Here is a 22456-nt window from a genome sequence, read left to right as displayed (position 1 = left end):
AAGCGATACTAGAGGGCGCCGGGCAGGTGAACACTCAGCGAATTCTTACAAAGTGCCGGTGGACCCGACTCCAACGCAAGAACAACGGGCAAAGTACAAGAACGAAAGAACCCGGGAGGGGCAGCGAACCTGCGGCGGGTCAAAAGTGGTAAATACGTGCCAGCTCTGGCACTCTTAAAAGGTGACTAACGAAAATATTGCTCAGACCTTCGCCCTCGTCGGCGATTGGGTAACCATCCCCGAAATTGCGCAGGCACTCGACCTGAAGGTGACCCGCGTTCACAACCTGATTTCTGACGGTACGCTCATCGCTCTGCGCGACCCGGAAACCAACGTGCGCAAGGTACCCGCACTGTTCATGAACGGTTCGCGAGTACTCGAATCCCTCAAGGGCACCCTCGCTGTCCTGAAGGATTCCGGCTTCAGCGATGAAGAAGCTATCGTGTGGCTGTACACCAGCGACGAGTCCCTGCCCGGCCGTCCCATCGACGCACTGATTGACGGTCGTAAGACTGAGATCCGTCGCCGTGCGCAGGCACTGGCTTGGTAATAGCGGCTCAGAACTATAGCTAAATACGTTGAGGCGGCATACCTTCGGTATGCCGCCTCAACCTATTTAACGTTTATATGTGCTGGACCTCTACGCCTTGCGACGTAGCGCATCTATGCCTTGCGACGCAGCGCACGGCCCACAATATCGGTCAGTGCCGCATGCGTCAGCTCGTCCAGGTTCATCGCCTCCAGCGCCTCAAACACAGCCTGAGACTTCTGCTCAATCAGCTGCTCATGCTTGGCGAAAGCGCCCGAAGAAACCATCAGCTCACGGATGCGCTCCACCTGCTCATCGCTCAGCTCGGGGTCACCCAAGCTATTGTGCAGAAGCGCCGCATCCTGCTCGTCGAGGACGGCGGAGGTGAGCGCCACCAGCACGGTACGCTTACCCTCACGCAGGTCATCGCCAGCGGGCTTGCCGGTCACCTCGGGCTGGCCGAAGACGCCCAGCTCGTCATCACGCAGCTGGAAGCCCTCACCCAGCGGCAGGCCGAACGCGCGGTAACCGGCAAGTACCGGGTGCTGCTCGCTCACGGCACCGGTGCCGTTCTCCAGCGCGGCAGCCTGCAGAGCCAGAGCACCACCAATCGTGAAGGGGTGCTCGCAGGAGTACTTGGCGGACTTGAAACGAATCACGTTCAGGGCACGCTGTAGAGCCGCCTGAGCGTCCTCGGTTTCGAGAACCTCGGAGTAGACGTCCAGATACTGACCCGCCAGAACCTCGGTGCGCATCCGGTCAAAAATAGTGCGCGCAGGGGCGCCATAAATCGCTCCCTCACCCAGGGACGCGAAAACCTCGGCAGACCACGCCAAGGTCAGGTCACCGGCAAGAATACCGCCGGTCAGACCGTAGTTGAAAGCATCACCGCGCCAACTATTCTGCTCGTGCGCCGCCTCGAAACGCTTGTGCACGGAGGGAGCGCCGCGGCGGGTATCGGAGCGGTCGATAATGTCGTCGTGAATCAGTGCGGAGGTCTGGAACAGCTCCACCGCCATGCCGGCCTTCACAATAGACCAGGACGCGCGGTTCTCGGTTACTGGTGCACCGCCGGCACCTCGCCAACCCCAGTAGCTCAACAGGGCACGCAGGCGCTTGCCGCCGGTGGAGAGAGACTCAATAGCCTCCAGCAGGGGTAGAGTCTCAGAAGAAATGCCCTCAAGTAGCTCGCGCAGGCGGGTAAAAAACTCCGCCATGAGAGTGTCAAAAGCGTGAAGGTAGGCTCGCTGCTCTTCAGCAATACGCTCAGCGAGGTGCGCAGAAGTCGCCGGGATATTCGGTGCCGCTACGGTGAGGCTCTCGGTCGCCTGGGGAGTGGGTGCTCCGGAAGGAGAAGGGGGAGTCATACTATCCTCGCTGATGGTCGCTGTGTACGGTCCTGATGCGGTGCGGTGTGCACTTCTTCTAGCTTAGTGGAGAAAAGTCCAAGAGAACGCATTTGCGAACATGTTTGCGATAGGTTGCCTCTATTTTTCGTAGAAATGTGCTATATTTTCGGTAGGTAGGCGTAGAAGCTATGAGAGGAGGCGACATGGGGCAGGCGCGAACCAGCAAGAACAGCGGCTCAAGGAACGGCCGCGTCATTATGCACCTGGACATGGACGCCTTCTTCGTCAACGTCGAACTCCTCGAAAACCCCGCTCTGCGCGGCGAACCCATTATCGTGGCGCCCCTGGGCCCCCGTTCGGTTGTATGCTCCGCCTCCTACGAGGCGCGCGCCCACGGAGTGCACTCCGGCATGCCGCTCAGTCGCGCCCGAAACCTCAGCCCCAACGCGACTGTCCTGCCGCTGCGCGGCGACTACCGGCACTACTCCCGCGCCGTCATGGCGATCCTGAACGACCTGAGCCCCTACGTTGAGCAGGTCAGCGTGGATGAAGCCTTCGTAGACCTCACCGGCGCCTACCTGCACGGCCAAGACCCCGTCGCCCTGGCGCAGCGCGCTCGCGACCGCATCGCGCAGGAGCTATCCCTGCCCTCCTCTGCGGGGGTTGCGCCCAATAAGCTGCTCGCCAAAATGGCGTCCACCGGTAGTAAACCGAACGGGCTGTGGGTTATTCCGCCCGAGCGCGTTCAAGAATTTCTTGACCCGAGAAAAGTCTCCGACTTGTGGGGAGTGGGTGCGAAAAGCACCGAGCAGCTCTCCCGATACGGTATTCACACCATTGCCCAGATGAGGTCCATGAGCCTGGACTGGCTCAAAGAACGCTTCGGCACTGCCCAGGGTGAGCATCTCTGGGCCATGGCGCGCGGCATTGACGAACGCCCCGTGGTGACCGAACGCGAAGAGAAAAGCATGGGTGGCGAGCACACCTTCGAGACGGATACGACCGATGCCCAGGAGGTGAGCGCCGCTATTCGGGAGCTGAGCCTCAAATTGGGAAAGCGCCTGCGCGCCGCCGGGAAACTTGCCGGAGGGCTCAGCCTCAAAATCCGCTACAGCACCTTCGAAACGCACACCCGCGCTATTGCCCTGAACGTGCCCGTAGACTCCGGCATGCAGATTGCCTCCCTGGCATTGGAAGCCCTGCGCGCAGATGAAATCTTGGTGGGGCAGGCGGCGCCCCGCGCCCTGCGACTCATCGGAGTGCGCGCCGAAAAGCTCGCCCGCGCAGAAGACGGAGTGCAACAAACCCTCTTCGACTCCATCGAGAGCGGGGCAAACTCACGCTCCGCACAAACTGGCTCTGCAAAAACTGCCTCCGCACAAACCGTCTCCGTACAATGGGGCGGCGGGGGAGCTGGTAATAGTCCGCAGAACGGTACTCGCACAGGGTCTGGTATTCACTTGGGATCTGGCGCGCGCCTCGTGAAAAGCGGCAGATGGTCCGAGGTGGAGCATGTCATGGACGCCATTCACCGCAAGTACAGCCGCGAAAGCCTCAAACCCGCCTCCGGGGTGGCTGGGCCGGAACAGAAAGCCGAGGAAAAGGCTGGACAAAAAGCCAAGTAAAAGACTGGGCAAAAGGCTGAGGAAGGGAACTATGCTGAGGGAAAGCTCCGCCGAAAGGATGGCACCCTCCACAGAAGACCTTAAGGCGCTTCTGCCTGAAAAGGATGCGCCAACCCCACCCCGCGCGGTACGATGGGAAACATACGACCGGAAACATACAGCGGGAAGAAGCGCTCACCGCGCCAGCTGATGCACTAGCTAACCCGGCTGATACCGACGTCATCTTGAGCAGAGACACCTCAAAGGAGAAAACGATGGCACTGTCCGAGCGCGAACAGAAGGTTCTGGACCAGCTTGAAGAACTCATGAGCAATGAGGATCCGCACTTTGCCTCCTCCATGTCTTCAACCGGCAATACTGCGCCGGTTTTTAGTGCTCGCCATTTGGCTCTCGGTATTCTCTTCGTTCTCATCGGCCTGGGCATCATTATTGGCGCGGTCGCATCTAACATGATTTGGCTGGGCGTATTCGGCTTCCTCTTCGCGGCCGGTGGCGTGTACTTCGCAACCACCAGCAAGAAGACCCCGGTGGATTCCTTCCTCGGCGGTAAGGCAGAAGGCGCAGCCCGTGTGCGTCAGCGCGAGCAGAAGGATCAGTCTTCCTTCATGAACCGCCTGGAGAACCGCTGGGACGAGCGTAATAACGGCCAGCTCTAAAGCATTTAGGGTGCAGAAGCTTCGCGGCTTAGCTCATAGAGCTGACCCTCGATGCGAACATCTCAAAACTCAAGACTGATTAAGCGGAGGTAAGAATTCTCTTACCTCCGCTTTCTTGTGCCCATTTTCTGCACTCAGTTCCCGGTGCCGGGTGTTGTGCCCCGAACCGTGAACAGACCCGAACGGTGAACAGACCTGAGCCCCCTCGAAGCAGGCAATCTGAGGGTTGCACACTGAGCGGGAATACGCCCGAAGCTGTGTAGAAGCTGTGCGTCAGCGTTAAAAATGCAGGAGAGAGCATAAAAACACTAAAAGATGCTCTGCCGGGTGGGGTAGGTGGTGGAAAGTGGGGTAAAGTGGAGGGGAAAGCTGAAAGTCAGTCCTATCGCCGTGCCCTCAAACAAACGGCGGAGGCGCCGGCCCGGCACACCCCGCCACCGGCACCTGCAGGATTGTGGAGCAACCCCGCTCCCGCAGACTTCAGCACATCGGCACACGTCAGGGGCACACATCGGGGAGGTGAAGTGAATGTTCTTAGGTACCTACTCACCACGAATGGATGCCAAAGGACGCATCATCCTTCCCGCCAAATTCCGTGAGGAACTCTCAGCAGGCCTCGTTCTGACCCGCGGTCAAGAACGATGCCTGTACGTTTTCCCCGCCGCAGAATTTGAACGCATCCACGAACGGATGCGCACCGCGCCCCTGCCGGGACGAGCCGCCCGAGACTTCCTGCGAGTCTTCCTCTCAGGAGCCTCAGACGAACTGCCCGACAAGCAGGGACGCATCACCATCCCGCCGATACTGCGCCAATACGCAGGACTGACCGACAACCTCGTCGTCATCGGATCCGGAACCCGCGCAGAAATCTGGGATGCAGCCGCCTGGGAGGAATACCTCGCCCGCACCGAAGCTGAATTTGCCTCCCTCGACGAGGACCCGTTCAGCCCGCTACTCTAGCCAGTTTTGCTGGTGTAGCGGCGCCCGCCCGGCATCTCTCTATCACCACCGCACCACTCTTCCGTAAGCTTTCCCGCAGGACAAACTCTCACAGGAGCACCCATGAGCGTAGACCACGCCCCCGAAACCGGTACGACCGCATCCGGCTCTGCCGCTAAGGTGACCGGCGCATCCATTGAGAACCTCTCCCAGCGTGAAGCCAGCGAACGTCACGTGCCCGTCATGCTGGACCGCTGTATTAACCTGCTGGCACCCGGCATTGAACGCGCCGTTGAGGAGCGCGGCACCGCCTACGTTATTGATGGCACCCTCGGTATGGGCGGTCACTCCGAGGCGCTGCTTGAACGCTTCGAAAACCTTGTGCTGATCGGTATTGACCGCGACCTGCAGGCGCACGCCATCGCCGGTGAACGCCTGGCGCGCTTCGGTGACCGCTTCGTACCCGTGCACGCCGTCTACGATGAAATTGACCGCGCCATGGAAACCGCCGGCGTGCAGGGAATTGATGGCATCCTGATGGACCTGGGTGTCTCCTCCATGCAGTTGGACGAACGCACCCGCGGCTTCGCCTACTCCTACGACGCGCCCCTGGACATGCGCATGAATTCCGAGGATGAGCTCACCGCCCGCATCGTCGTCAACGAATATAGCGAAGACCAGCTGCGCCGCATTATCCGCAATTGGGGCGAAGAGAAGTTCGCGTCGCGTATCGCCCGCGCTATCTGCACCGCCCGAGCCAACGCGCCGCTGGAAACCACCGGTGAGCTCGTGCGCATTATCCAGAAGGCAGTGCCCGTCGCCGCGCAACGCACCGGCGGCCACCCCGCTAAGCGCACCTTCCAGGCGCTGCGTATCGAAGTGAACCACGAGCTGGAAGCCCTCGAACGCGCTGTACCGGCAGCCCTGGAGGCGCTCAACCTCGGCGGCCGATTTGTCGCCATGAGCTACCACAGCCTCGAAGACAAAATCGTCAAGAGGGCACTGACCGCGGAGGCAACCTCCAAGGCACCCAAGGGCTTCCCGGTAGAGCTTGAAGAGCACAAGCCCACCGTAAAAATCATTACCCGCGGCGCCGAACCGCCTACCGACGAGGAAATCGAACAGAACTCTCGCGCCGCCAGCGCCAAGCTGCGCGCCGCCGAGAAGATCCGCATCCCCGCCAAGTAGAAGACAGAAAGCGAAGAAGAGTGAGCACCCAGCACGCATCCCAGCGCCCCACCCGCACCCAGGGCGCCCCGCGGAGTCGACGCGCCGGTTCCTCGCGCCCTGCCGCCGGCACCCCCGGCGCCGTTGGCTCTACCCGCGCATCCTCTACTGGCGGCTCTACCGGGGCGAGCCGCACCTCCACCCGAGCCCACTCCGGCCGCACCCGCACCGCGCGTCTGGAGCCGGTCACTGCATCCCATCCGGTGGTCCGCCCCGCCAGTACCGCAGCATCGCACGGCGGTAAGCGCACCTCGACGAATGCGAGCCGTGTGCCCTCGAGCGTTCGTGCGGCAGCACGCACCGAAGAAGCACGCGAAACGAAGCCCAAGCAGCGTAACCCGCTGTCCACTGTGCGCCGCCGAGCTCGTAAGCTCAGCCCGCCGACCATGCTCGCTGTTTTTGCGGCAATCCCGCTGACCCTGGTCTTTATTCTGCTGCTCAATGTGCTGATTGTGACCCGCCAGTACGACATGGTGGATTTGCGCGCGCAAGAACAGCGCCTCGTGCAGGAAAACCAGGCGCTGCAACAGGAGATTGGCTTCAAGGAAGCCCCGCAGGATTTGGCGATACGCGCCAGTACCCTGGGCATGTTTGTGAGCTCTTCGCAGGCGACCCTGAACCTGCAGTCCTCCACGATTGAGGGCACCCCCGCCCCGGTGGCAAGCCCGACCGGCGTTGAGGGAAACAAGCAGGAAAACCTGATCGCCCCGCCGGCAGCTGGCTCGAACGAAAGCTACGCCAAGAGCATTGTGGATGCGGACAAGTCCGTTCAGCAGCGCCACAGCCAGGCGAGCGCGGCGGCAAAGGCATCTGCAAGCGCCTCGGCAAGCCCCGCTCAGCAGGCCAACCCCACTCAGCAGGCTAACCCCGCACCGGCGAATAGCGCCCCTGCTGGCCCGGCTGCTTCCGCCGCGCCGAGCGCCGCTCAGCAGCCCGCGGCGAGCCCTGCCGCTAGCCCCGCAGCAAGCCAGCCCGCACGATAAACAACACTGACCACAGGATGCGTAGCATCACCGATAGACTAGACCAGCGAAAGGACCACCGCATGAGCTCTGACGCGCGTAAGAACGCGAACGAATCGGCATCCGGTCAGCCGGATCTGACCCGCCGTGGCTTCGTCGCAGGCGCCGCAGCCACCTGCGCTCTGGGCGTTATCGGTGCGAACCTGTTTATCCGCCAGGGCTTTGACCCCGGTGCGGTGGCGAATGCGTCCCGTCAGAAGCGTCTGCGCTCGCAGGTGCTGCCTGCTGTGCGTGGCCAGATTCTCGATATCAACGGTAACGTTATGGCGCGTACCGTGCAGCGTTATAACCTGACCGCAGATCAGAGCGCCGTGGCGACCTTCAAACGCTACAACGAGGATCGCACCCAGAAGGTTGAGGTCACCCCCAACCAGCTGGTGTACGAGATGGTCGATATTCTCAAGACCGTTGACCCGGGCATTACCGACGAGTTCATCAAGTCCAAGCTGGACGGCACCTCAAAGTACTCGGTGATCAAAGCAAATATCACCCCGGAAATTTTCAATAAGATTGATGCCCTGGGTGCGCCCTTCATCTACGGTGAGGCGTTCTCTCAGCGCCTGTACCCCAACGGTAGTGTGGGCGGTTCCGTGGTCGGTAAGTACAACATTGTTGAAGAGGCAGACGGCAACGGTACGGGCGGTACGGTGTCCCGTAACTACTCCGTGGGCATTGAACGTGTCTTTGAGAAGGAGCTTGCCGGTACCCCCGGTGAGCGCACCTACGAGATTAGCGCTGATGGCGTGCGTATCCCCGTAGCGAAGGAAGAGCAGCGCCTGGCGGTGGACGGTAAGAATATTCGCCTAACCATTAACCGTGATGTGCAGTATTTTGCGCAGCAGGTGGTGCGTGCCCGCGCCGAGGAGCTGAAAGCTGAATGGTGTACCGCCATTGTTATGGATGTGCGTGACGGCTCCATTTTGGCTCTTGCTGATTCCTCCACGATGGACCCGGGCGCGGCAACCATTGAGGACGCGGCGGACATGACCCCGCGCGCTATTTCGCAGAGCGTGGAGCCCGGTTCGACCGAGAAGATGCTAACTGCTTCGGCGCTGATTGAGCAGGGCCTGACCACCCCGACGAGCGTGTATGACGTGCCCGCGACCCTCACGATTGACGGCCAGACTTTCAAGGATGCGTTTGAGCACGGGGCGCAGCGGCGTACTTTCTCGGGCATTATTCATGACTCGATGAACACCGGTACGGTGCTGGTCGGTCAGAAGCTCAGCAAGGAAGAGCGCTACAACTGGTTGAAGAAGTACGGCGTCGGCGAGTTTACCGGCATTGAGCTGACCGGTGAGGAGCAGGGTATAATCGCTGATTGGCGTGATTGGGATGGCCGTCAGCAGTACACTGTGCTGTTCGGTCAGGGTGTTGCGCAGACTCCGCTGCAGACCGCCATGATTTTCCAGGCGCTGGGCAATAAGGGCGTTCGTCTGAAGCCGCGCATTGTGGACGCGATCATTGACGCCGACGGTACCGAACATAAGCGTGCCGTAGAGCCTGGCGAACGCATGGTCAGCGAGGAGACTGCCGCTTCCTGCCTGACTCTCATGGAGAATGTGGTGGAGCAAGGCCACGCCCGTCCGGCGAAGGTGACCGGCTACCGCGTGGGCGGTAAGACCGGTACTGCGGAAACTCCGAGTGAGAAGGGCGGCTACGACGGCAACACGACGTCCTTTATTGGTGTGGCGCCGATTGAGAACCCGCAGTTCTTGGTGGCGGTGACCATGCAGCGTCCTGAGGGTAGCGTGGGTGCGAACGGTACGACGGCTGAGTTCTCCAAGATTATGGAGAAGACCCTGCACACCTATAATGTGCCGCGTTCTACCGGTGAACCGGAGTTGATTCCGCTTTTTGCTGAGGATAGCCCCAATAAGACGAGCTAAAGGCGAGCGGGGGAGAGGTTCCCGGTAGCTGATTCGTGATGAAGAAGCCCCGGGACTGAACACCTGTCGAAGCCTAAAGCCCGTAGAATATTGAATGACCCTGTGTGCCTTGAGCGCATTGACCATACAGAGCTCACCGCTTCGGACAGCGGAGAGGAAAGAAGGACGATGGATACCGCATCTCACGCACCCGGCCAGAACCTGCTGGGCGGCGACGCTCAGACTCTGCGCCCGAATTCTGTGCGCCCGGTGAGTTTGGCGCACCTTCGCGAACATCTGCAGGGCCTGGGTGCTCAGGTGAGCTCCCAGCCGGCTAACGGTGTTCAGAGCTCTGAATCCGTTGAGGTCACCGGTATCAGCATGGACTCCCGAGGCGTGCGTCCGCAGGACCTGTACGTGGCTCTGCCCGGTGCGAAGGTACACGGCGCACAGTTTGCTGAGGCTGCGTTGAAGTTGGGTGCTTCCGCTATTTTGACGGATGCTGCCGGTGCGCAGCTGCTGGGCGAGGCGCCGGTGCCTGTCCTGGTGACGGAGAACCTCCGCGAGTACGTGGGTCCGTTGGCTGCGCTGATTTATGGTTCGGCGTCGTTCCCCGCCACTCACCGTTATGCTGTGACCGGTACGAACGGTAAGACCACCTCCACCTACATGCTGGAGTCGGTGTTCCGCACCGGTCTGGGGGTGAAGACCGGTCTGATTGGCACTATTCAGATTCTGATTGATGGTGTGTCGGTTCCTTCGAAGATGACCACCCCGGAGTCTCCTCACGTGCATTCTTTGCTGACGATTATGGGTCAGCATCAGGTGCGTTGCGCCGCAATGGAGGTTTCCTCACACGCGATTGATTACCACCGTGTGGACGGCGTGAAGTATGCGGTTGCTGGCTTTACGAACCTGACTCAGGATCACCTGGATTTGCACGGCACTATGGAGCATTATTTCGACTCGAAGGCTCAGCTGTTCACCCCCGAACGTGCCGAGCTGGCTGTGATTACTGCTGATGACGAGTGGGGCGAGAAGATGTTCTCCGCCGCTTGCGAGCAGATGGGTGCGCAGCAGGTGCACCGTCTGGTGACTGCGCGCGGTGCCGGTCTGGCTGAGGTGCCCGCAGAGTTTGGTGCCCGCGACTGGGCTGTGGTGAAGGTTCAGCGTGAGGGTCTGGGCCACCGCTTCCACGTGGCTAACGGTGCCGGTGAGAGCGTTGAATGCTACACCGGTCTGCCCGCTGATTTTAACGTTTCGAATGCTGCGCTGGCGGCGCTCATGGCGTACCTGGACACTGACTCCGCTGAGCGTGAGCGCCTGCTGCCCGAGCTGGCGTCCGGTTCGGCTCTGACTCCGGTGGTGCCGGGTCGTATGCAGCTGATTTCTTTGGCTCCGCACGCGATTGTGGACTTTGCCCACAACCCTGACGGCCTGACCCGTGCCCTGGAGGCGATGGACCGCCCCGGAGACGGCAAGGTCATGATTGTTTTCGGTGCGACCGGTGAGCGTGACCAGCTCAAGCGCCCGATTATGGGTGCGATTGCTGCACAGTACGCAGATATTGTGGTTGTGACTGATGACGACCCGCACGGTGAGGCACCCGCGCCGATTCGTGCCGCCGTTGAGGAGGGCGCGCAGAAGGCTGAGAACCGCCGAGCCACCCAGATCCTGAATATTTCTCCGCGTGCCGCCGCTATTGATGCGGCAATTGCCCTGGCGGGCGAGCACGACGCCATCCTGATTGCTGGCCGCGGCCACGAAACCGAACAGGATGTTGACGGCGTGGATATCGCCCTGGACGACCGTGTTGAAACCGCCCGTGCCCTGCGTGCGCACGGTTTCGAGATTCTGCCTGACTACCAGCGCATGCTCGATGAAAGTGACTCTGAAACCGCTGAAGGTATGGTGAAGAATGATTAAGCTCAGCGCCGCCCAGATTATTGAGGCAACCGGCGGCACCGCTATCGGCCTGGAGGGCCGTGAGGAGCAGGTGTACGCAGACTTCGCCACCACCGACTCCCGTGAGGTGCAGACCGGTACCCTGTTCGTGGCGAAGCCCGGCGCGGTCACTGACGGTCACAGGTTCATCCCCATGGCGTTTGAGAGGGGCGCGACCCTGGCGCTGGTCGAGCGTGAAGTACTCGACGAGCAGGGCGTGCCCTACCCGAGCATCCAGGTGCCCGATGTGGTGCTGGCGATGGGCGATTTGGCGCGCTATTCCATTGAGCAGATGCGCGCTCAGGGGGAGCTGACCGTTATCGGTATTACCGGTTCTGCCGGCAAGACCACCACCAAGGACCTTCTTGCCGCCATTTTCACCCCGGAGGGCCCGACCGTTGCACCGGTCGGCTCCTACAACAGTGAGGTGGGTGTGCCCCTGACCGTTTTCCGTGCGGATGAATCCACCCGCTACCTGGTCATTGAGATGGGTGCGGACCGTGTGGGCAACATCGAGTACCTGGCGAATATTGCGCACCCCGATCACGGTGCAATCCTGAAGGTCGGTACCGCGCACGCTGGCGAGTTCGGCGGCGTGGACAATATTGAGCGCACTAAGGGCGAGCTGGCTGAGGGCGTTCAGCCGACCGGTTCCCTGGCGCTGAACGCTGACGATGAGCGCGTGCTGCGCATGGCGTCGCGTTCGGTTGCACCCATTACCTACTTTGGCGTGGGCGAGAAGACCGACGCGAACGGCCAGCCCTACGAACGCTACGTGGCGGCGCTGAACCTGCGCACCACCGACGCTGGCTGCCCCGAGTTCACTCTGCGCCTGCCCGACGGTAGCGAGTACGAGATTTCCTCGCAGCTGATCGGTGAGCACCACGTGCACAACCTGCTGGCTGCGGCGACGATTGCCTACAACAGCGGTATTTCGGGTGAGAAGATTGCTCGCGCGCTCAACAAGGCGGCGGCAGCTTCGAAGTGGCGTATGGGTCGCACCGACCGTGCCGACGGCGTGACCGTCATTAACGACGCATACAATGCGAACCCCGAGTCGATGGCTGCGGCGCTGCGCACTCTGGCGCAGCTGGGTCGCACCGTCGACCCGGCGACCGGTCAGCCGCACCGCACCTGGGCTGTTCTGGGCGCCATGCTGGAGCTCGGTGACGCCTCCCTGGAGGAGCACGACCGCATCGGACGCCTCGTGGTGCGCATGAACATTTCCAAGCTGATTGCTGTGGGCGACGAGACGAAGCCCATCTACAATGCGGCTCACCTGGAAGGCTCCTGGGGTAACGAGGCGACCTGGGTGAAGACCCCGGAAGAGGCAGAGCAGATCCTGCGCGCCGAGGTTCACCCCGGCGACATTGTGCTCTTCAAGTCCTCGAACGGCGCGAAGCTGGGCATTCTGGGTGACCAGGTTGCTTTCGCCGAGTACACCTTCGGCGCTGAGGAAGAGCAGGCACCGACCTGGCTTTCTGCCGGTGACTTTGTTGAAACCACCGATTTGAGCGACCACCTTGCCGCTCACCTGGACGGTACCGCTAATGGCGACCGTACTTCGACCGAACAGACCACGAACGAAGGGTAGCGCTTTATGATTACCGTGCTGATTGCTGGAATCTTCGGATTCCTCATCTCCCTCACCGCGCTGCCGGTGTTCATCAAGAAGATGAAGTCCCTCAAGCTTGGCCAGCTCATCCGTGAGGAAGGCCCGGCGGCCCACCAGCACAAGGCGGGCACCCCCACCATGGCGGGTCTGATTTTCATCCCCGCGGCGATTCTCGCCTACTTCTTGACCCTTGCGGTGAGCGCCCTGTTCTTCGGTACCGCGCCGGTGCCGACCGCTACCGCGTGGCTGACCATCGCCTTCACCCTGGGCATGCTCGGTGTGGGCGCGGCGGACGACATCATGAAGTTCCGCAATAAGGGCAACGAGGGTCTGACCGAGAAGCAGAAGACCATTGGTCTTCTGGGCGTGACCCTGCCCTTCGCATACCTGGCGTTCCAGTTCCCGAACGAGTCGGGTGCTCGCCCGGCGTCGACCGCTATCTCTTTCGTACGTGACCTTCCCATTGACCTGTTCGCGGCGGGCGCGGTCTTCGGTAGCATCCTGCTGGTTGCGTGGATTACCCTCATCTCTCTGTCCGGTACGAACGCGGTGAACTTCACCGATGGTCTGGACGGCCTGGCCGGCGGCATCATGATGACCATCTTCTCCGGCTACCTGACCATCAGCATCTGGCAGTACGTGCACGCCTGCTCCGCTGGCGCTGGCACCGCCTGCTACGATGTGCGCGACCCCGGCTCGCTGGCGCTGATTGCTGCTTCCCTGGTGGGTTCGCTGGCTGGCTTCCTCTGGTGGAACGTGTCGAAGGCACAGATCTTCATGGGCGACTCCGGCTCCCTGGCATTGGGCGGCGCAATGGTTGCTTTCGCGCTGTTCACCCGCACCGAGCTGCTTCTGCTGGTTATCGCTCTGATTCCCGTGCTGGAAGTGTTCTCTGTGATTGTGCAGAAGTTCGTGTTCAAGACCAGCCGTAAGCGTTCGGTGGCAGCGGGGGAGAAGCCCCTACACGCGCACCGTTACTTCCGTATGACCCCCTTCCACCATCACATGGAGAAGGTCGGCGTCAACGGCATGTACTCAATTGATAAGCGAGGCATTGCCCCCGGTACCGTCAGCAGCGGCGAAGTGAACTCCGTGTTCCGCCTCTGGGTTGTTAATGCCCTCTGCGTGCTCGTTGCCCTGGCGCTGTTCTTCGGTGACTGGTTCTCGCAGACTTCTGGAGTGATTCACTAATGTCAACTATTGAACAGCCGGATACAGCTCGCATTGAAGCGAACGCCGCCGCTATTGCGGTGAACCCGGTGTACGAGAACGAGCGCCTCGCGGAGCTGACTCACTGGGGTGCGCCCTGGGCTAACCTGCGCGTGGTCGTGGTGGGTATGGGCACCAGCGGCGACGCTGTGACCGACGTGCTTGCCCAGCTGGGCGCGAAGATCGTTGTCATCGACGGGGCTGATACCCCGGAGAAGCGTGAACGCATCGACCTGTACGCTAACGCCTACGGCAACGTTGAGGGCCTATTTGGTCCCGAGCACATGCGTGCACTGCCCCTGGTAGACGGTCAGGAACCCGAGCTTGTGGTGACCTCCCCGGGCGTGCGTCCCGACCACCCGGTCATGCTGGACGCTTACGAGCGTCGCATCCAGATTTGGGGCGATGTGGAGCTGGCGTGGCGCCTGAATGAGCGTAGCGACCGCCTGACCCCCAAGTGGCTGTGCCTGACCGGTACGAACGGTAAGACCACCACCGTGGGCATGGTTGATTCCATCCTGAAGGCTGCCGGTAAGAAGGCTATTCAGGTAGGCAACGTGGGCATGCCCATCGTGTACGCCATTGCCGACGATGAGCCCTACGAGTTCTTCGCGGTGGAGCTGTCCAGCTTCCAGCTGCACTGGACCTACTCGATGTCCCCGTACGCTTCGGTGGTTCTGAACATCGCTGAGGATCACGTGGACTGGCACGGCTCGTTCGAGCGTTACAAGGCTGATAAGGCTCGCGTGTACGAGCACACTCAGGTTGCCTGCATCTTCAACACCGACCATGTGGACACCCTGCGCATGGTTGAGAACGCGGACGTTATTGAGGGCGCTCGCGCGATTGGCTTCAGCTCCACTGAGATGCCCGCCGTGTCGATGCTCGGCCTGGCTGAGGACATTATGGTGGACCGCGCCTTCTTGAAGAACCGTTACAACGAGGCGTATGAGCTGGCGGTTCTGGAGGATTTGGCTCCGGCTCCCGGTAAGATGCCTGCGAAGCACACCGTGGAGAACGCTCTGGCGGCTGCGGCGCTGTGCCGTGCGGCTGATATTGACCCGAAGGCTGTGGGCGCGGGCCTGCGTTCCTTCAAGACCGGTGCGCACCGCAACCAGCTGGTGGGTTATGCGAACGACATCATGTGGGTGAACGATTCGAAGGCTACGAATCCTCACGCCGCGAATGCGTCGATGAGCGGTTACCCCTCGCTGGTGTGGATTGCCGGTGGTCTGTCGAAGGGCGTTGAGTACGATGAGCTGATTGCTGCTCACGCTCAGCGCCTGAAGGCTGTACTGATTATCGGTACTGATACTGCGGCGTTGAAGTCGGCGTTGGCTAACCACGCTCCGCAGGTTCCGACCTACAATATGACCGCCGCTGTGGCTGATTCTTCGGACGGCATTGCCGTGATGAACGCGGCCGTTGCGAAGGCTGCTGAGCTGGCGCATCCGGGCGATACCGTGCTGATGGCTCCCGCGTCTGCGTCGATGGACCAGTTCAAGAATTATGCGGTGCGCGGTGATGCGTTTGCGAACGCTGTCGCCGCCCAGCTGGCTGACTCTTAGGACGCTACCTGCAGGGGGTGTCTCGGGTGACCGGGGTGCTTTTTGCGGGTTCTTCTCGGGGGTGGGATGGTAATGGTGTCCCACCCCTGAACCTTTTTCGTGTAGTCGCCACGACGAATCCGTGGCAGTTGAGGCCTATAGGAGGGCATGTGAGTACCAGCGCATCTTCGGAGCGTTCGGCTTCTTCGGCGCGTTCGACCGCGAGTGGTCGTTGGGCGTCTTTGCGAGCCGGTTGGGAGGATTTCTCTGCGCCGTTCCGTGCTCGTGCCGATAGGCTGTACCGTCGTGGTTTGAAGGCTGACCTGTGGGATGTGCCGGTGATGCTGCTGATCACCACCTTGGGTCTGGCTATTTTTGGCTGCATTATGGTGCTGTCGGCCTCGAGCGTCACCATGATTTCTCAGGGCCAGTCGCCGTTCTCGCAGGTTTCGTCGCAGGTCATGTTCTTGGTTCTTGGCGTGATTGCGATGGCGGGTATTACGCGCATCCCGGTGGGTGTCTACCACAAGAAGTTTGTGGTGAACGCGATGCTGATTGCCGCGTTGGTCATGCAGCTTGCTGTGGTGGTCGTTGGCGTTGAGGTGAACGGTAACCGTAACTGGTTGAAATTCCCCGGCGGCGTGCAGATTCAGCCGTCGGAGTTTTCGAAGCTGGCGATTATTATGTGGCTGGCATGGGTGTACAGCCGCCACGGCGATATTTCTCGCAGTATTTGGCGTACTCTGTTCCCCTCGATTTATGGTGTGGGTGCCCTGGTGCTGCTGATTATGCTCGGCGGTGATATGGGTACCGCCATGGTGTACGGCTTCATCTTTGTGGGCATGATGTGGCTGGCGGGCGCTTCTCGTAGCTCGCTGCTGAAGATTGGCGGCGCGTTTGCGGCGTTGGCGCTGGTGGGCGTTCTCAGTAGCGCGAACCGTGTGGCTCGTATTTTCGGTGTTTGGGGCTCGTGCACGAACGCTAACTGTGACCAGGCGAATTCTGGTGAGGTGGCGCTGACGACCGGCGGCTTCTTGGGTGTTGGCCTGGGTCAGTCGCGTCAGAAGTACAACTACTTGGCTGAGGCGCATAACGACTATATTTTCGCCATTATTGGTGAGGAGCTGGGCCTGCTGGGTACGCTGGCGGTTCTGCTGCTGTATGCGGGCCTGGTGTATTGTGCGGTGCGTATTATGCTGCGCACTACTGACCCGCTGGTGCGTTTGGCTACGGGCGGCATCATGATTTGGCTGACTTCTCAGGCGATTATCAATATGGGCATGGTGTCCCGTATTTTGCCGGTGATTGGTGTGCCTCTGCCGTTTGTCTCCTATGGTGGTTCGTCGCTGTTGTCTTCGTTGTTTGCGGCGGGTTTGTTGTTGGCGTTTGCGCGGCAGACTCCGTTGCGTGGCGCGACGGCACCGTCGAATATTGAGACTCAGAGCGTGCGTGAGGTTCGTCGTGCGAATGCTGATTGGCAGCGTCGTACGCCGTTGCAGATTGTGCTGAATCAGGAGGAGGCAGCTCGTGCGGCTGCTGGTGGTCACCTGTTGAAGGAACATAATCCTTTGAAGGTTGTTTTCGGTCCGGAGAGCACGTTGCGCCGCTGGTTGGGTTTTGCGCCGGATCAGCAGCGTGAGTTGGCTCGTGTGGCTCGTGAGCAGCAGAAGGAGCAGGAGCGCCAGGCTCGGGAGCAGGTTCGTCGTGAGGAGGAACAGGCTCGCCAGGAGGCGGCGCAGGCTCGAGAAGAGGCGCGTCTGGCTCGTGAGGAAACGCGTCTGGCTCGTGAGGAAGCTGCCCGTGTGAAGGCGGAGCAGAAGGCTGAAGCTCAGAAGCAGAAGGCCTCGCAGAAACCTGCACCGCAGAAGCCTGCACCGCAGAAGCCTGCACCGAAGAAGGCAGCTCCGCAGAAGGCTCCCGCTCAGCCTCGTACCGGTCAGCAGACTCGTATTGCCCAGAAGAGTACTGCCTCTACTCGAGCGGCACAGGGTAAGCCTGCTCAGCCTCGTACTGCTCAGCCCCGTACCGCTCAGCAGCCTACTGCTCAGAAACCTGCTGCTCAGAAGCGAGTGCAGCAGGCTCGTGGTGCTCAGCCCCGTAGCGCACAGCACCGTCCGTCGGGTTCGCTACCTGCGGGTCTGCAGCCGCTGCATCCTGAGGATCGTCAGCGTCGTGCCCAGCGACAGGGCAATCCTCGACAGGGTAATCCTCGACAGGGCGCTCAACGTCAGGTAGCGCCGCGACAGGGCACCCAGGCAAAGGGTATTCAGGCCAAGGGCGCTCCGAAGAACAGCGCTCAGCAGGCGCAGCGTCCGGCTCAGGGCGCGGCTCGGAACTCGGATCAGCGCGGCACCCGTAAGCAGGGCTAAACCCCGCGGAACCCGCTCCGTGAAGCCTGCATATCGGGGGCTGACATTCGGGGGAGTGAGCTGCGGTTCGTGCCTCTACCCGTGATGAATATGTGCTGAATATAAGATAAAGCCCTCGCTGTTGAGTTGTAGCTCAATGGCGGGGGCGCTCTTTTGAACAGGTGCGATAGCGTAAAATGATGCTGTACCGATGTGTTGGGAGAAAGACCTATGACGAAGAAGGCGCCCTCTATAGTCTTCGCCGGTGGTGGCACCGCCGGTCATATTAATCCGATGCTCGCGATTGCGCGTGCGGTTCGTGATCTTGAACCGAACGCTAAGATTCTGATGCTGGGCACTGCGGATAAGATGGAAGCCGAGCTGGTTCCGGCAGCTGGTTTCGATATTGAGTTCATTCCTCGTGCAGCGTTCCCTCGTAGCATTAACCGTGCCGCTTTGGCTTTCCCCGCTAAGTTCTTTGGTGGCCTGTCGAAGACCCGCCGCATCCTCAAAGAAGCAGATGCAGACGTGGTTGTTGGCGTGGGCGGCTACGTGTGCCCGCCGGCGTATCTGTCGGCGTTGAGCGCTAAGATTCCCGTGGTGATTCATGAGGCGAATGCGAAGCCCGGTTTGGCGAACCGCCTGGGCGGTACGTTCGCTAAGTTCACCGGTGTGGCGTTCCCTAATACTCCTTTCCCGCGTGCAACCCTGGTGGGCATGCCGATGAAGGATGAGATTGCCTACCTGAACCGTGAGGCGCACCGTTCGAAGGCTCGCCGTAACCTGGGCCTGGACCCGCAGAAGCCGACCGTGATTGTGACGGGCGGTTCGCTGGGTGCGTTGAGCCTGAATAATGCGGTGGCGGCGTGCCGTGACTACTTTGCGGAGTGGGACTTCCAGATTCTGCATATTACCGGCAAGGGTAAGGCTGTTCTGGATGAGAATGGTGAGCCGCTGAGTGCGCCGAATTACCGTCAGATTGAGTTCAGCAACGGCATGCAGGATGTGTATGCTGCCGCTGATCTTCTGCTGGTGCGTGCGGGGGCGGCGACCGTCAGTGAGGTTGCCGCTGTGGGTGTTCCCGCGATTTTTGTGCCGCTTCCTATTGGTAATGGTGAGCAGGCTCTGAACGCTCGTTCTCTGGTGGAGGCGTCTGCGGCTCTGCTGGTGAAGGATGCAGAGGTCACCGGTGAGTGGTTCGCCCGTGAGATTCCGGCTCTTATGGCGAACCCGGAGGAGCTGGAGCGCATGGGCGCTGCGGCGTATGAACTTGGTATCCGTGACGCGGCGCGCGTTATGGCTGAAGCAGTATTGAAGGCAGCTGAGAAGTAATGACTGAATTGATGAATCTTGAGATGGTGTTGCCGGCACCGCTGAACCCGCCGTTCCCTGAGCGTGCGAAGATGAGCGAGTTGGGCCGTGTACACTTCATCGGTATTGGTGGCGCGGGTATGAGCGCTATTGCCGCTCTGATGCTGCAGGCTGGCGTGACGGTGAGCGGTTCGGATCGTGCCGAGTCGGCTACTGTTGAGTCTTTGCGTGCTGCGGGTGCTCGTGTGGGTGTTCCTCAGCAGGCTGAGAATATTGTGGATGTTGATACCGTGGTGATTTCTACTGCGATTCGTGAGGATAACCCGGAGCTTGTTGCCGCTCGTGCGCAGGGTCTGCGTGTGCTGCACCGTTCTGAGGCGCTTGCCGCTGTGATGGGTGAGTCTCAGGTGGTTGCTGTTGCCGGTACTCACGGTAAGAGCACGACCAGCTCGATGATTTCTGTGATGTTTGATCAGCTGGGTGCTGACCCGTCGTTTGCGGTGGGCACCGTGATTGCTGGTCGCGGCACGAACGCTCACCTGGGTGCTCAGGGCCCGGAGTCGATTTTTGTGGCTGAGGCTGATGAATCGGACGGCTCGTTTGTGCGTTACCGCCCGGCTATTGCTGTGGTGACGAATGTTGAGCCGGACCACCTGGATTTCTATGAGACGGATGAGCGTGTCTTTGAGGCGTTCAACCGTTTTGTGGGTTCGCTGGCACCTAACGGTGTTGTGGTGACCTGTGCTGATGATGCGGGCGCGGCTGATTTGGCGGCTCGTTCTCGTGCGGCGGGTGTGCCCGTGGTGACTTACGGTGAGTCTGCAGATGCTGACCTGCGCATTAGCGAGATTACGAGCGCCGGTTCGTCCTCGTCTTCGCACCTGTCCTGGTCGTTTGAATGCCGTGGCGTGCGTTATGAGGGTGAGCATGATCTTGCGCTGAAGGTGCCGGGTATTCATAACCAGTTGAACGCTTCGGCTGCTTTTGTGTCGGCGTTGATTTCTGGTTACGAGGCTGCCGATATTGCTCGCGCTCTGGCTGAGTTTGTGGGTGCTGACCGCCGCTTCACCCTGCGTGGTGAGGTTGCGGGCGTGAAGGTCTTTGATGACTATGCGCACCACCCGACCGAGGTGTTCCGCGCTCTGGAGACCGGTCGTACCGTGGCTGATGGCCACAACCTGTACGTGATTTTCCAGCCGCATCTGTTCTCTCGTACTCGCGAGTTCGCGAAGGAGTTCGCTGAGGCTCTGTCGATGGCTGACCGTGCTCATGTGCTGGATATTTACCCGGCTCGTGAGCTGCCGATTGAGGGTGTGACTAGTGAGCTGATTACCGGTGCTGGTTTCTCTGAGGTTCGTTACGCTACCGCTGAGGACGCTATTGAGGATATTGTGACCTGCGCTCAGGCTGGCGATATTGTGATGACCGTTGGCGCTGGCGATGTGACCGCTTTGGGTGCGCGTCTGCTGGAGTCCCTGGAAATCCGTCACGGTGGCGAGTCGAAGAAGTCGGAGGCTTAGGCTGTGCCGATGAGTTCTGGTCTCTCTTCGGAGGGGCATTCCTCCTCGCGCGCGCCGAAGGCTCCGCGTTCGCGTGCTCGTTTGCGCGCCCAGCAGGTAGCTGAGAATGCGCAGGTTGAGGCTAAGAAATCTGAGTCTGTGCAGGCTGAATCTGCGCAGTCTCAGCTGACTCAGCCGCAGGCCACCCAGCCTCAGGTTGTGAAGAGCGCAGAAGCTACTGGGACTGCAAAGCCCTCGGAAGCTATGAAGTCTGTGGACGCCGTGAAGCCTGTCGAGGTTGCATCCTCGGAGGCTTCTGCTCAGCCTTCTGGTGCGCAGTCTGCCGCTAATCAGCCTTCCGCTACTCAGTCTTCGAGCTCCGTGCGACACATGCCGCGTAAGCCGGTGGTGCATAAGTCGCCCAGTCAGAACGGTGCTGATTCTTCGGCGTCCAAGAGCGCTGCGGCGGTTCATTCTTCAGCACAGTCTTTGAAGGATTCGGTGCGTTCTGCGCTGATGACCGGTCGTACCGTGTCTGAGGTTGAGCATGCGCCCGAGCTGTTTGATGTTGAGGCGTTTGAGGATTCTTCGTCGAAGACTTCATCCGCCAAGGGTGCATCTGCTCAGACTGCATCCTCGCAGTCGGTGAAGAGCGCAGAAAAGGAAGTAGCCGATCAGAAGGCTGCTCAGAAGAGTTCTGATAAGAAGTCTTCTGCCGATTCTGCTGAATCTCGCGAAGAGTCTGCCGCTCAGAAAGCTGAAGAAAGCGCCGATAAGGCGGGGGAGAAGGCTGTTGAAGAGCCTCGTCCCGCGAGCCGTTTTGGTCGTTGGCGTGCCGAGCGTGAGCAGCAGCGTGCAGCGGAGATTGAGAAGGAGCGCGAGCGTGCGAGCCGTCAGGCTCACCGTGAGCGTCTGCGTCAGGATCCGGGTCTGGACGGTCTGCGTGCTGAGGAGCGCCCCCGTAAGGAGCGTGCGCCTCTGACTCGTGCCCGTAAGCTGCTGTACACCGTCTCGGCACTGGCTATTATCGCGGTGCTGTATGTGGTGCTGGTCTTCTTCTCGCCCCTGTTGGCGACTCAGAAGATCACGGTGCGCGGCACGTCCCTGCTGGAAACCACCCAGGTGGAGCAGAAGCTTGAGCCTCTGCGCGGCGTTCCGCTCACTCGCATCGATGAGAAGAAGGTGCGTGAGCTGATCGGGCAGGATAATGTGATTCGTAGCGTGCAGGTGGAGAGCCGTCCGCCGCATGAGCTGGTGGTGACTCTGAAGGAGCGTACCGCGGTTGCGGTTGTGAAGCAGGGCGATACGTACCATACTGTTGATAGTGATGGTGTGAGCCTTCTGGAGTCGGCAACTCAGCCCGATACGTCGGTGCCGCTGGTTCGTTTCAGCGGTGATGACCCGCAGACTTCGGCTGAGTTCCGCACTATTTCTACCGCGCTTTCGGCGATGCCCTCTGAGCTTCTAGCTCAGGTTAAGGAAGCCGGCGCTACGTCAACCTCAAGTATCACTCTAACCTTGAGGGATAATACTACGGTGCAGTGGGGAACCGCTGAAGAGAGTGAGTTGAAGGCTAAGGTCCTGCTCTCCCTGCGCCAGGCTATTGCTAAGCGTGCCCAGGAGGAGACCTCCTCCGAGGCACAGACGCAGAAGGTGACCGTCTATGACGTGTCTGCCCCGCGCGTACCGGTGACCCGTTAGGGGAACCATTCAGGCGCTTTATCCTCCCTTTTTGTGTGAAATCCGCAAAAAGAGGGGGTAATTGCGC

The 22456-nt window shown here is 60.5% G+C and carries 16 protein-coding genes; 15 read left to right on the top strand and 1 reads right to left on the bottom strand.

Translation table 11 applies throughout. The features are described 5' to 3' along the window. Nucleotides 1-181 precede the first annotated feature (181 nt). Nucleotides 182-550, top strand: a complete 369-nt coding sequence (locus tag HMPREF2710_RS07590) for an Rv2175c family DNA-binding protein (protein ID WP_005506572.1) — start codon at nt 182-184, stop codon at nt 548-550. A 113-nt stretch (nt 551-663) separates the two neighbouring features. Here HMPREF2710_RS07590 and HMPREF2710_RS07585 read toward each other — a convergent pair whose 3' ends face one another. Further along, entirely contained in the window at nt 664-1896 is a 1233-nt protein-coding gene (locus HMPREF2710_RS07585; RefSeq protein ID WP_070543353.1) for a polyprenyl synthetase family protein, read from the bottom strand. A gap of 185 nt (nt 1897-2081) precedes the next feature. Between HMPREF2710_RS07585 and dinB the strand changes: the two genes are divergently transcribed. The 14 genes from dinB to HMPREF2710_RS07515 all read left to right on the top strand — a co-directional run bounded on the left by dinB (nt 2082) and on the right by HMPREF2710_RS07515 (nt 22389). Further along, nucleotides 2082-3503 (top strand): DNA polymerase IV, encoded by a 1422-nt coding sequence (gene dinB / locus HMPREF2710_RS07580; protein WP_070600423.1) that lies wholly within the window; start codon nt 2082-2084, stop codon nt 3501-3503. Between the two features lie 254 nt (nt 3504-3757). Beyond that, nucleotides 3758-4159, top strand: coding sequence for a DUF3040 domain-containing protein (locus HMPREF2710_RS07575; RefSeq protein WP_049350360.1), 402 nt, complete (start codon nt 3758-3760; stop codon nt 4157-4159). A gap of 528 nt (nt 4160-4687) precedes the next feature. Next, on the top strand, nt 4688-5119 hold the full coding sequence (mraZ, locus tag HMPREF2710_RS07570) for a division/cell wall cluster transcriptional repressor MraZ (protein ID WP_005507741.1): 432 nt from the start codon (nt 4688-4690) through the stop codon (nt 5117-5119). Between the two features lie 102 nt (nt 5120-5221). After that, on the top strand, nt 5222-6286 hold the full coding sequence (gene rsmH / locus HMPREF2710_RS07565; RefSeq protein ID WP_070600421.1) for a 16S rRNA (cytosine(1402)-N(4))-methyltransferase RsmH: 1065 nt from the start codon (nt 5222-5224) through the stop codon (nt 6284-6286). A gap of 20 nt (nt 6287-6306) precedes the next feature. After that, nucleotides 6307-7308, top strand: a complete 1002-nt coding sequence (locus HMPREF2710_RS07560) for a cell division protein FtsL (RefSeq protein ID WP_070600419.1) — start codon at nt 6307-6309, stop codon at nt 7306-7308. Between the two features lie 62 nt (nt 7309-7370). Continuing rightward, complete coding sequence (locus HMPREF2710_RS07555; RefSeq protein ID WP_049345236.1) at nt 7371-9236, top strand: peptidoglycan D,D-transpeptidase FtsI family protein; 1866 nt, start codon at nt 7371-7373, stop codon at nt 9234-9236. Between the two features lie 168 nt (nt 9237-9404). Next, complete coding sequence (locus tag HMPREF2710_RS07550) at nt 9405-11141, top strand: Mur ligase family protein (RefSeq protein WP_070600417.1); 1737 nt, start codon at nt 9405-9407, stop codon at nt 11139-11141. After that, nucleotides 11134-12753, top strand: coding sequence for a UDP-N-acetylmuramoyl-tripeptide--D-alanyl-D-alanine ligase (gene murF, locus HMPREF2710_RS07545; RefSeq protein ID WP_070600415.1), 1620 nt, complete (start codon nt 11134-11136; stop codon nt 12751-12753). Before HMPREF2710_RS07550 ends, murF begins: the two co-directional genes overlap by 8 nt. A gap of 6 nt (nt 12754-12759) precedes the next feature. After that, nucleotides 12760-13965 carry a phospho-N-acetylmuramoyl-pentapeptide-transferase gene (mraY, locus tag HMPREF2710_RS07540; RefSeq protein ID WP_049337563.1) on the top strand — a complete coding sequence of 402 codons (1206 nt, stop codon included), beginning with the start codon at nt 12760-12762 and terminating at the stop codon, nt 13963-13965. Then, nucleotides 13965-15551, top strand: coding sequence for a UDP-N-acetylmuramoyl-L-alanine--D-glutamate ligase (gene murD / locus HMPREF2710_RS07535; protein WP_049337565.1), 1587 nt, complete (start codon nt 13965-13967; stop codon nt 15549-15551). The genes mraY and murD overlap by 1 nt, the downstream gene beginning before the upstream one ends. Before the next feature lie 149 nt (nt 15552-15700). Beyond that, nucleotides 15701-17899: an FtsW/RodA/SpoVE family cell cycle protein gene (locus tag HMPREF2710_RS07530; protein ID WP_070600413.1), complete on the top strand. Its 2199-nt coding sequence runs from the start codon at nt 15701-15703 to the stop codon at nt 17897-17899. 210 nt (nt 17900-18109) lie between these two features. Further along, a complete protein-coding gene (gene murG, locus HMPREF2710_RS07525) occupies nt 18110-19210 on the top strand; it encodes an undecaprenyldiphospho-muramoylpentapeptide beta-N-acetylglucosaminyltransferase (protein ID WP_049360242.1) in 1101 nt (366 codons plus the stop codon). Beyond that, nucleotides 19210-20709: a UDP-N-acetylmuramate--L-alanine ligase gene (gene murC, locus HMPREF2710_RS07520; protein ID WP_070600412.1), complete on the top strand. Its 1500-nt coding sequence runs from the start codon at nt 19210-19212 to the stop codon at nt 20707-20709. The genes murG and murC overlap by 1 nt, the downstream gene beginning before the upstream one ends. 9 nt (nt 20710-20718) lie before the next feature. Further along, nucleotides 20719-22389 carry a cell division protein FtsQ/DivIB gene (locus HMPREF2710_RS07515; RefSeq protein WP_246822816.1) on the top strand — a complete coding sequence of 557 codons (1671 nt, stop codon included), beginning with the start codon at nt 20719-20721 and terminating at the stop codon, nt 22387-22389. The last annotated feature ends 67 nt before the right edge of the window (nt 22390-22456 follow it).

This window comes from Rothia sp. HMSC069D01 (assembly GCF_001810135.1).
Taxonomy (GTDB): domain Bacteria; phylum Actinomycetota; class Actinomycetes; order Actinomycetales; family Micrococcaceae; genus Rothia.
The sequence above is the reverse complement of the archived record's forward strand: the minus strand, read 5'-3'. Positions and strand labels throughout refer to the sequence as shown.

What these genes read in the sequence shown, in the direction of transcription:
- HMPREF2710_RS07585 (WP_070543353.1), bottom strand. Translation starts at nt 1,896, where the DNA reads ATGACTCCCCCTTCTCCTTCCGGAGCACCCACTCCCCAGGCGACCGAG.
- dinB (WP_070600423.1), top strand. Translation starts at nt 2,082, where the DNA reads ATGGGGCAGGCGCGAACCAGCAAGAACAGCGGCTCAAGGAACGGCCGC.
- HMPREF2710_RS07575 (WP_049350360.1), top strand. Translation starts at nt 3,758, where the DNA reads ATGGCACTGTCCGAGCGCGAACAGAAGGTTCTGGACCAGCTTGAAGAA.
- mraZ (WP_005507741.1), top strand. Translation starts at nt 4,688, where the DNA reads ATGTTCTTAGGTACCTACTCACCACGAATGGATGCCAAAGGACGCATC.
- rsmH (WP_070600421.1), top strand. Translation starts at nt 5,222, where the DNA reads ATGAGCGTAGACCACGCCCCCGAAACCGGTACGACCGCATCCGGCTCT.
- HMPREF2710_RS07555 (WP_049345236.1), top strand. Translation starts at nt 7,371, where the DNA reads ATGAGCTCTGACGCGCGTAAGAACGCGAACGAATCGGCATCCGGTCAG.
- HMPREF2710_RS07550 (WP_070600417.1), top strand. Translation starts at nt 9,405, where the DNA reads ATGGATACCGCATCTCACGCACCCGGCCAGAACCTGCTGGGCGGCGAC.
- murF (WP_070600415.1), top strand. Translation starts at nt 11,134, where the DNA reads ATGATTAAGCTCAGCGCCGCCCAGATTATTGAGGCAACCGGCGGCACC.
- mraY (WP_049337563.1), top strand. Translation starts at nt 12,760, where the DNA reads ATGATTACCGTGCTGATTGCTGGAATCTTCGGATTCCTCATCTCCCTC.
- murD (WP_049337565.1), top strand. Translation starts at nt 13,965, where the DNA reads ATGTCAACTATTGAACAGCCGGATACAGCTCGCATTGAAGCGAACGCC.
- murG (WP_049360242.1), top strand. Translation starts at nt 18,110, where the DNA reads ATGACGAAGAAGGCGCCCTCTATAGTCTTCGCCGGTGGTGGCACCGCC.
- murC (WP_070600412.1), top strand. Translation starts at nt 19,210, where the DNA reads ATGACTGAATTGATGAATCTTGAGATGGTGTTGCCGGCACCGCTGAAC.
- HMPREF2710_RS07515 (WP_246822816.1), top strand. Translation starts at nt 20,719, where the DNA reads ATGAGTTCTGGTCTCTCTTCGGAGGGGCATTCCTCCTCGCGCGCGCCG.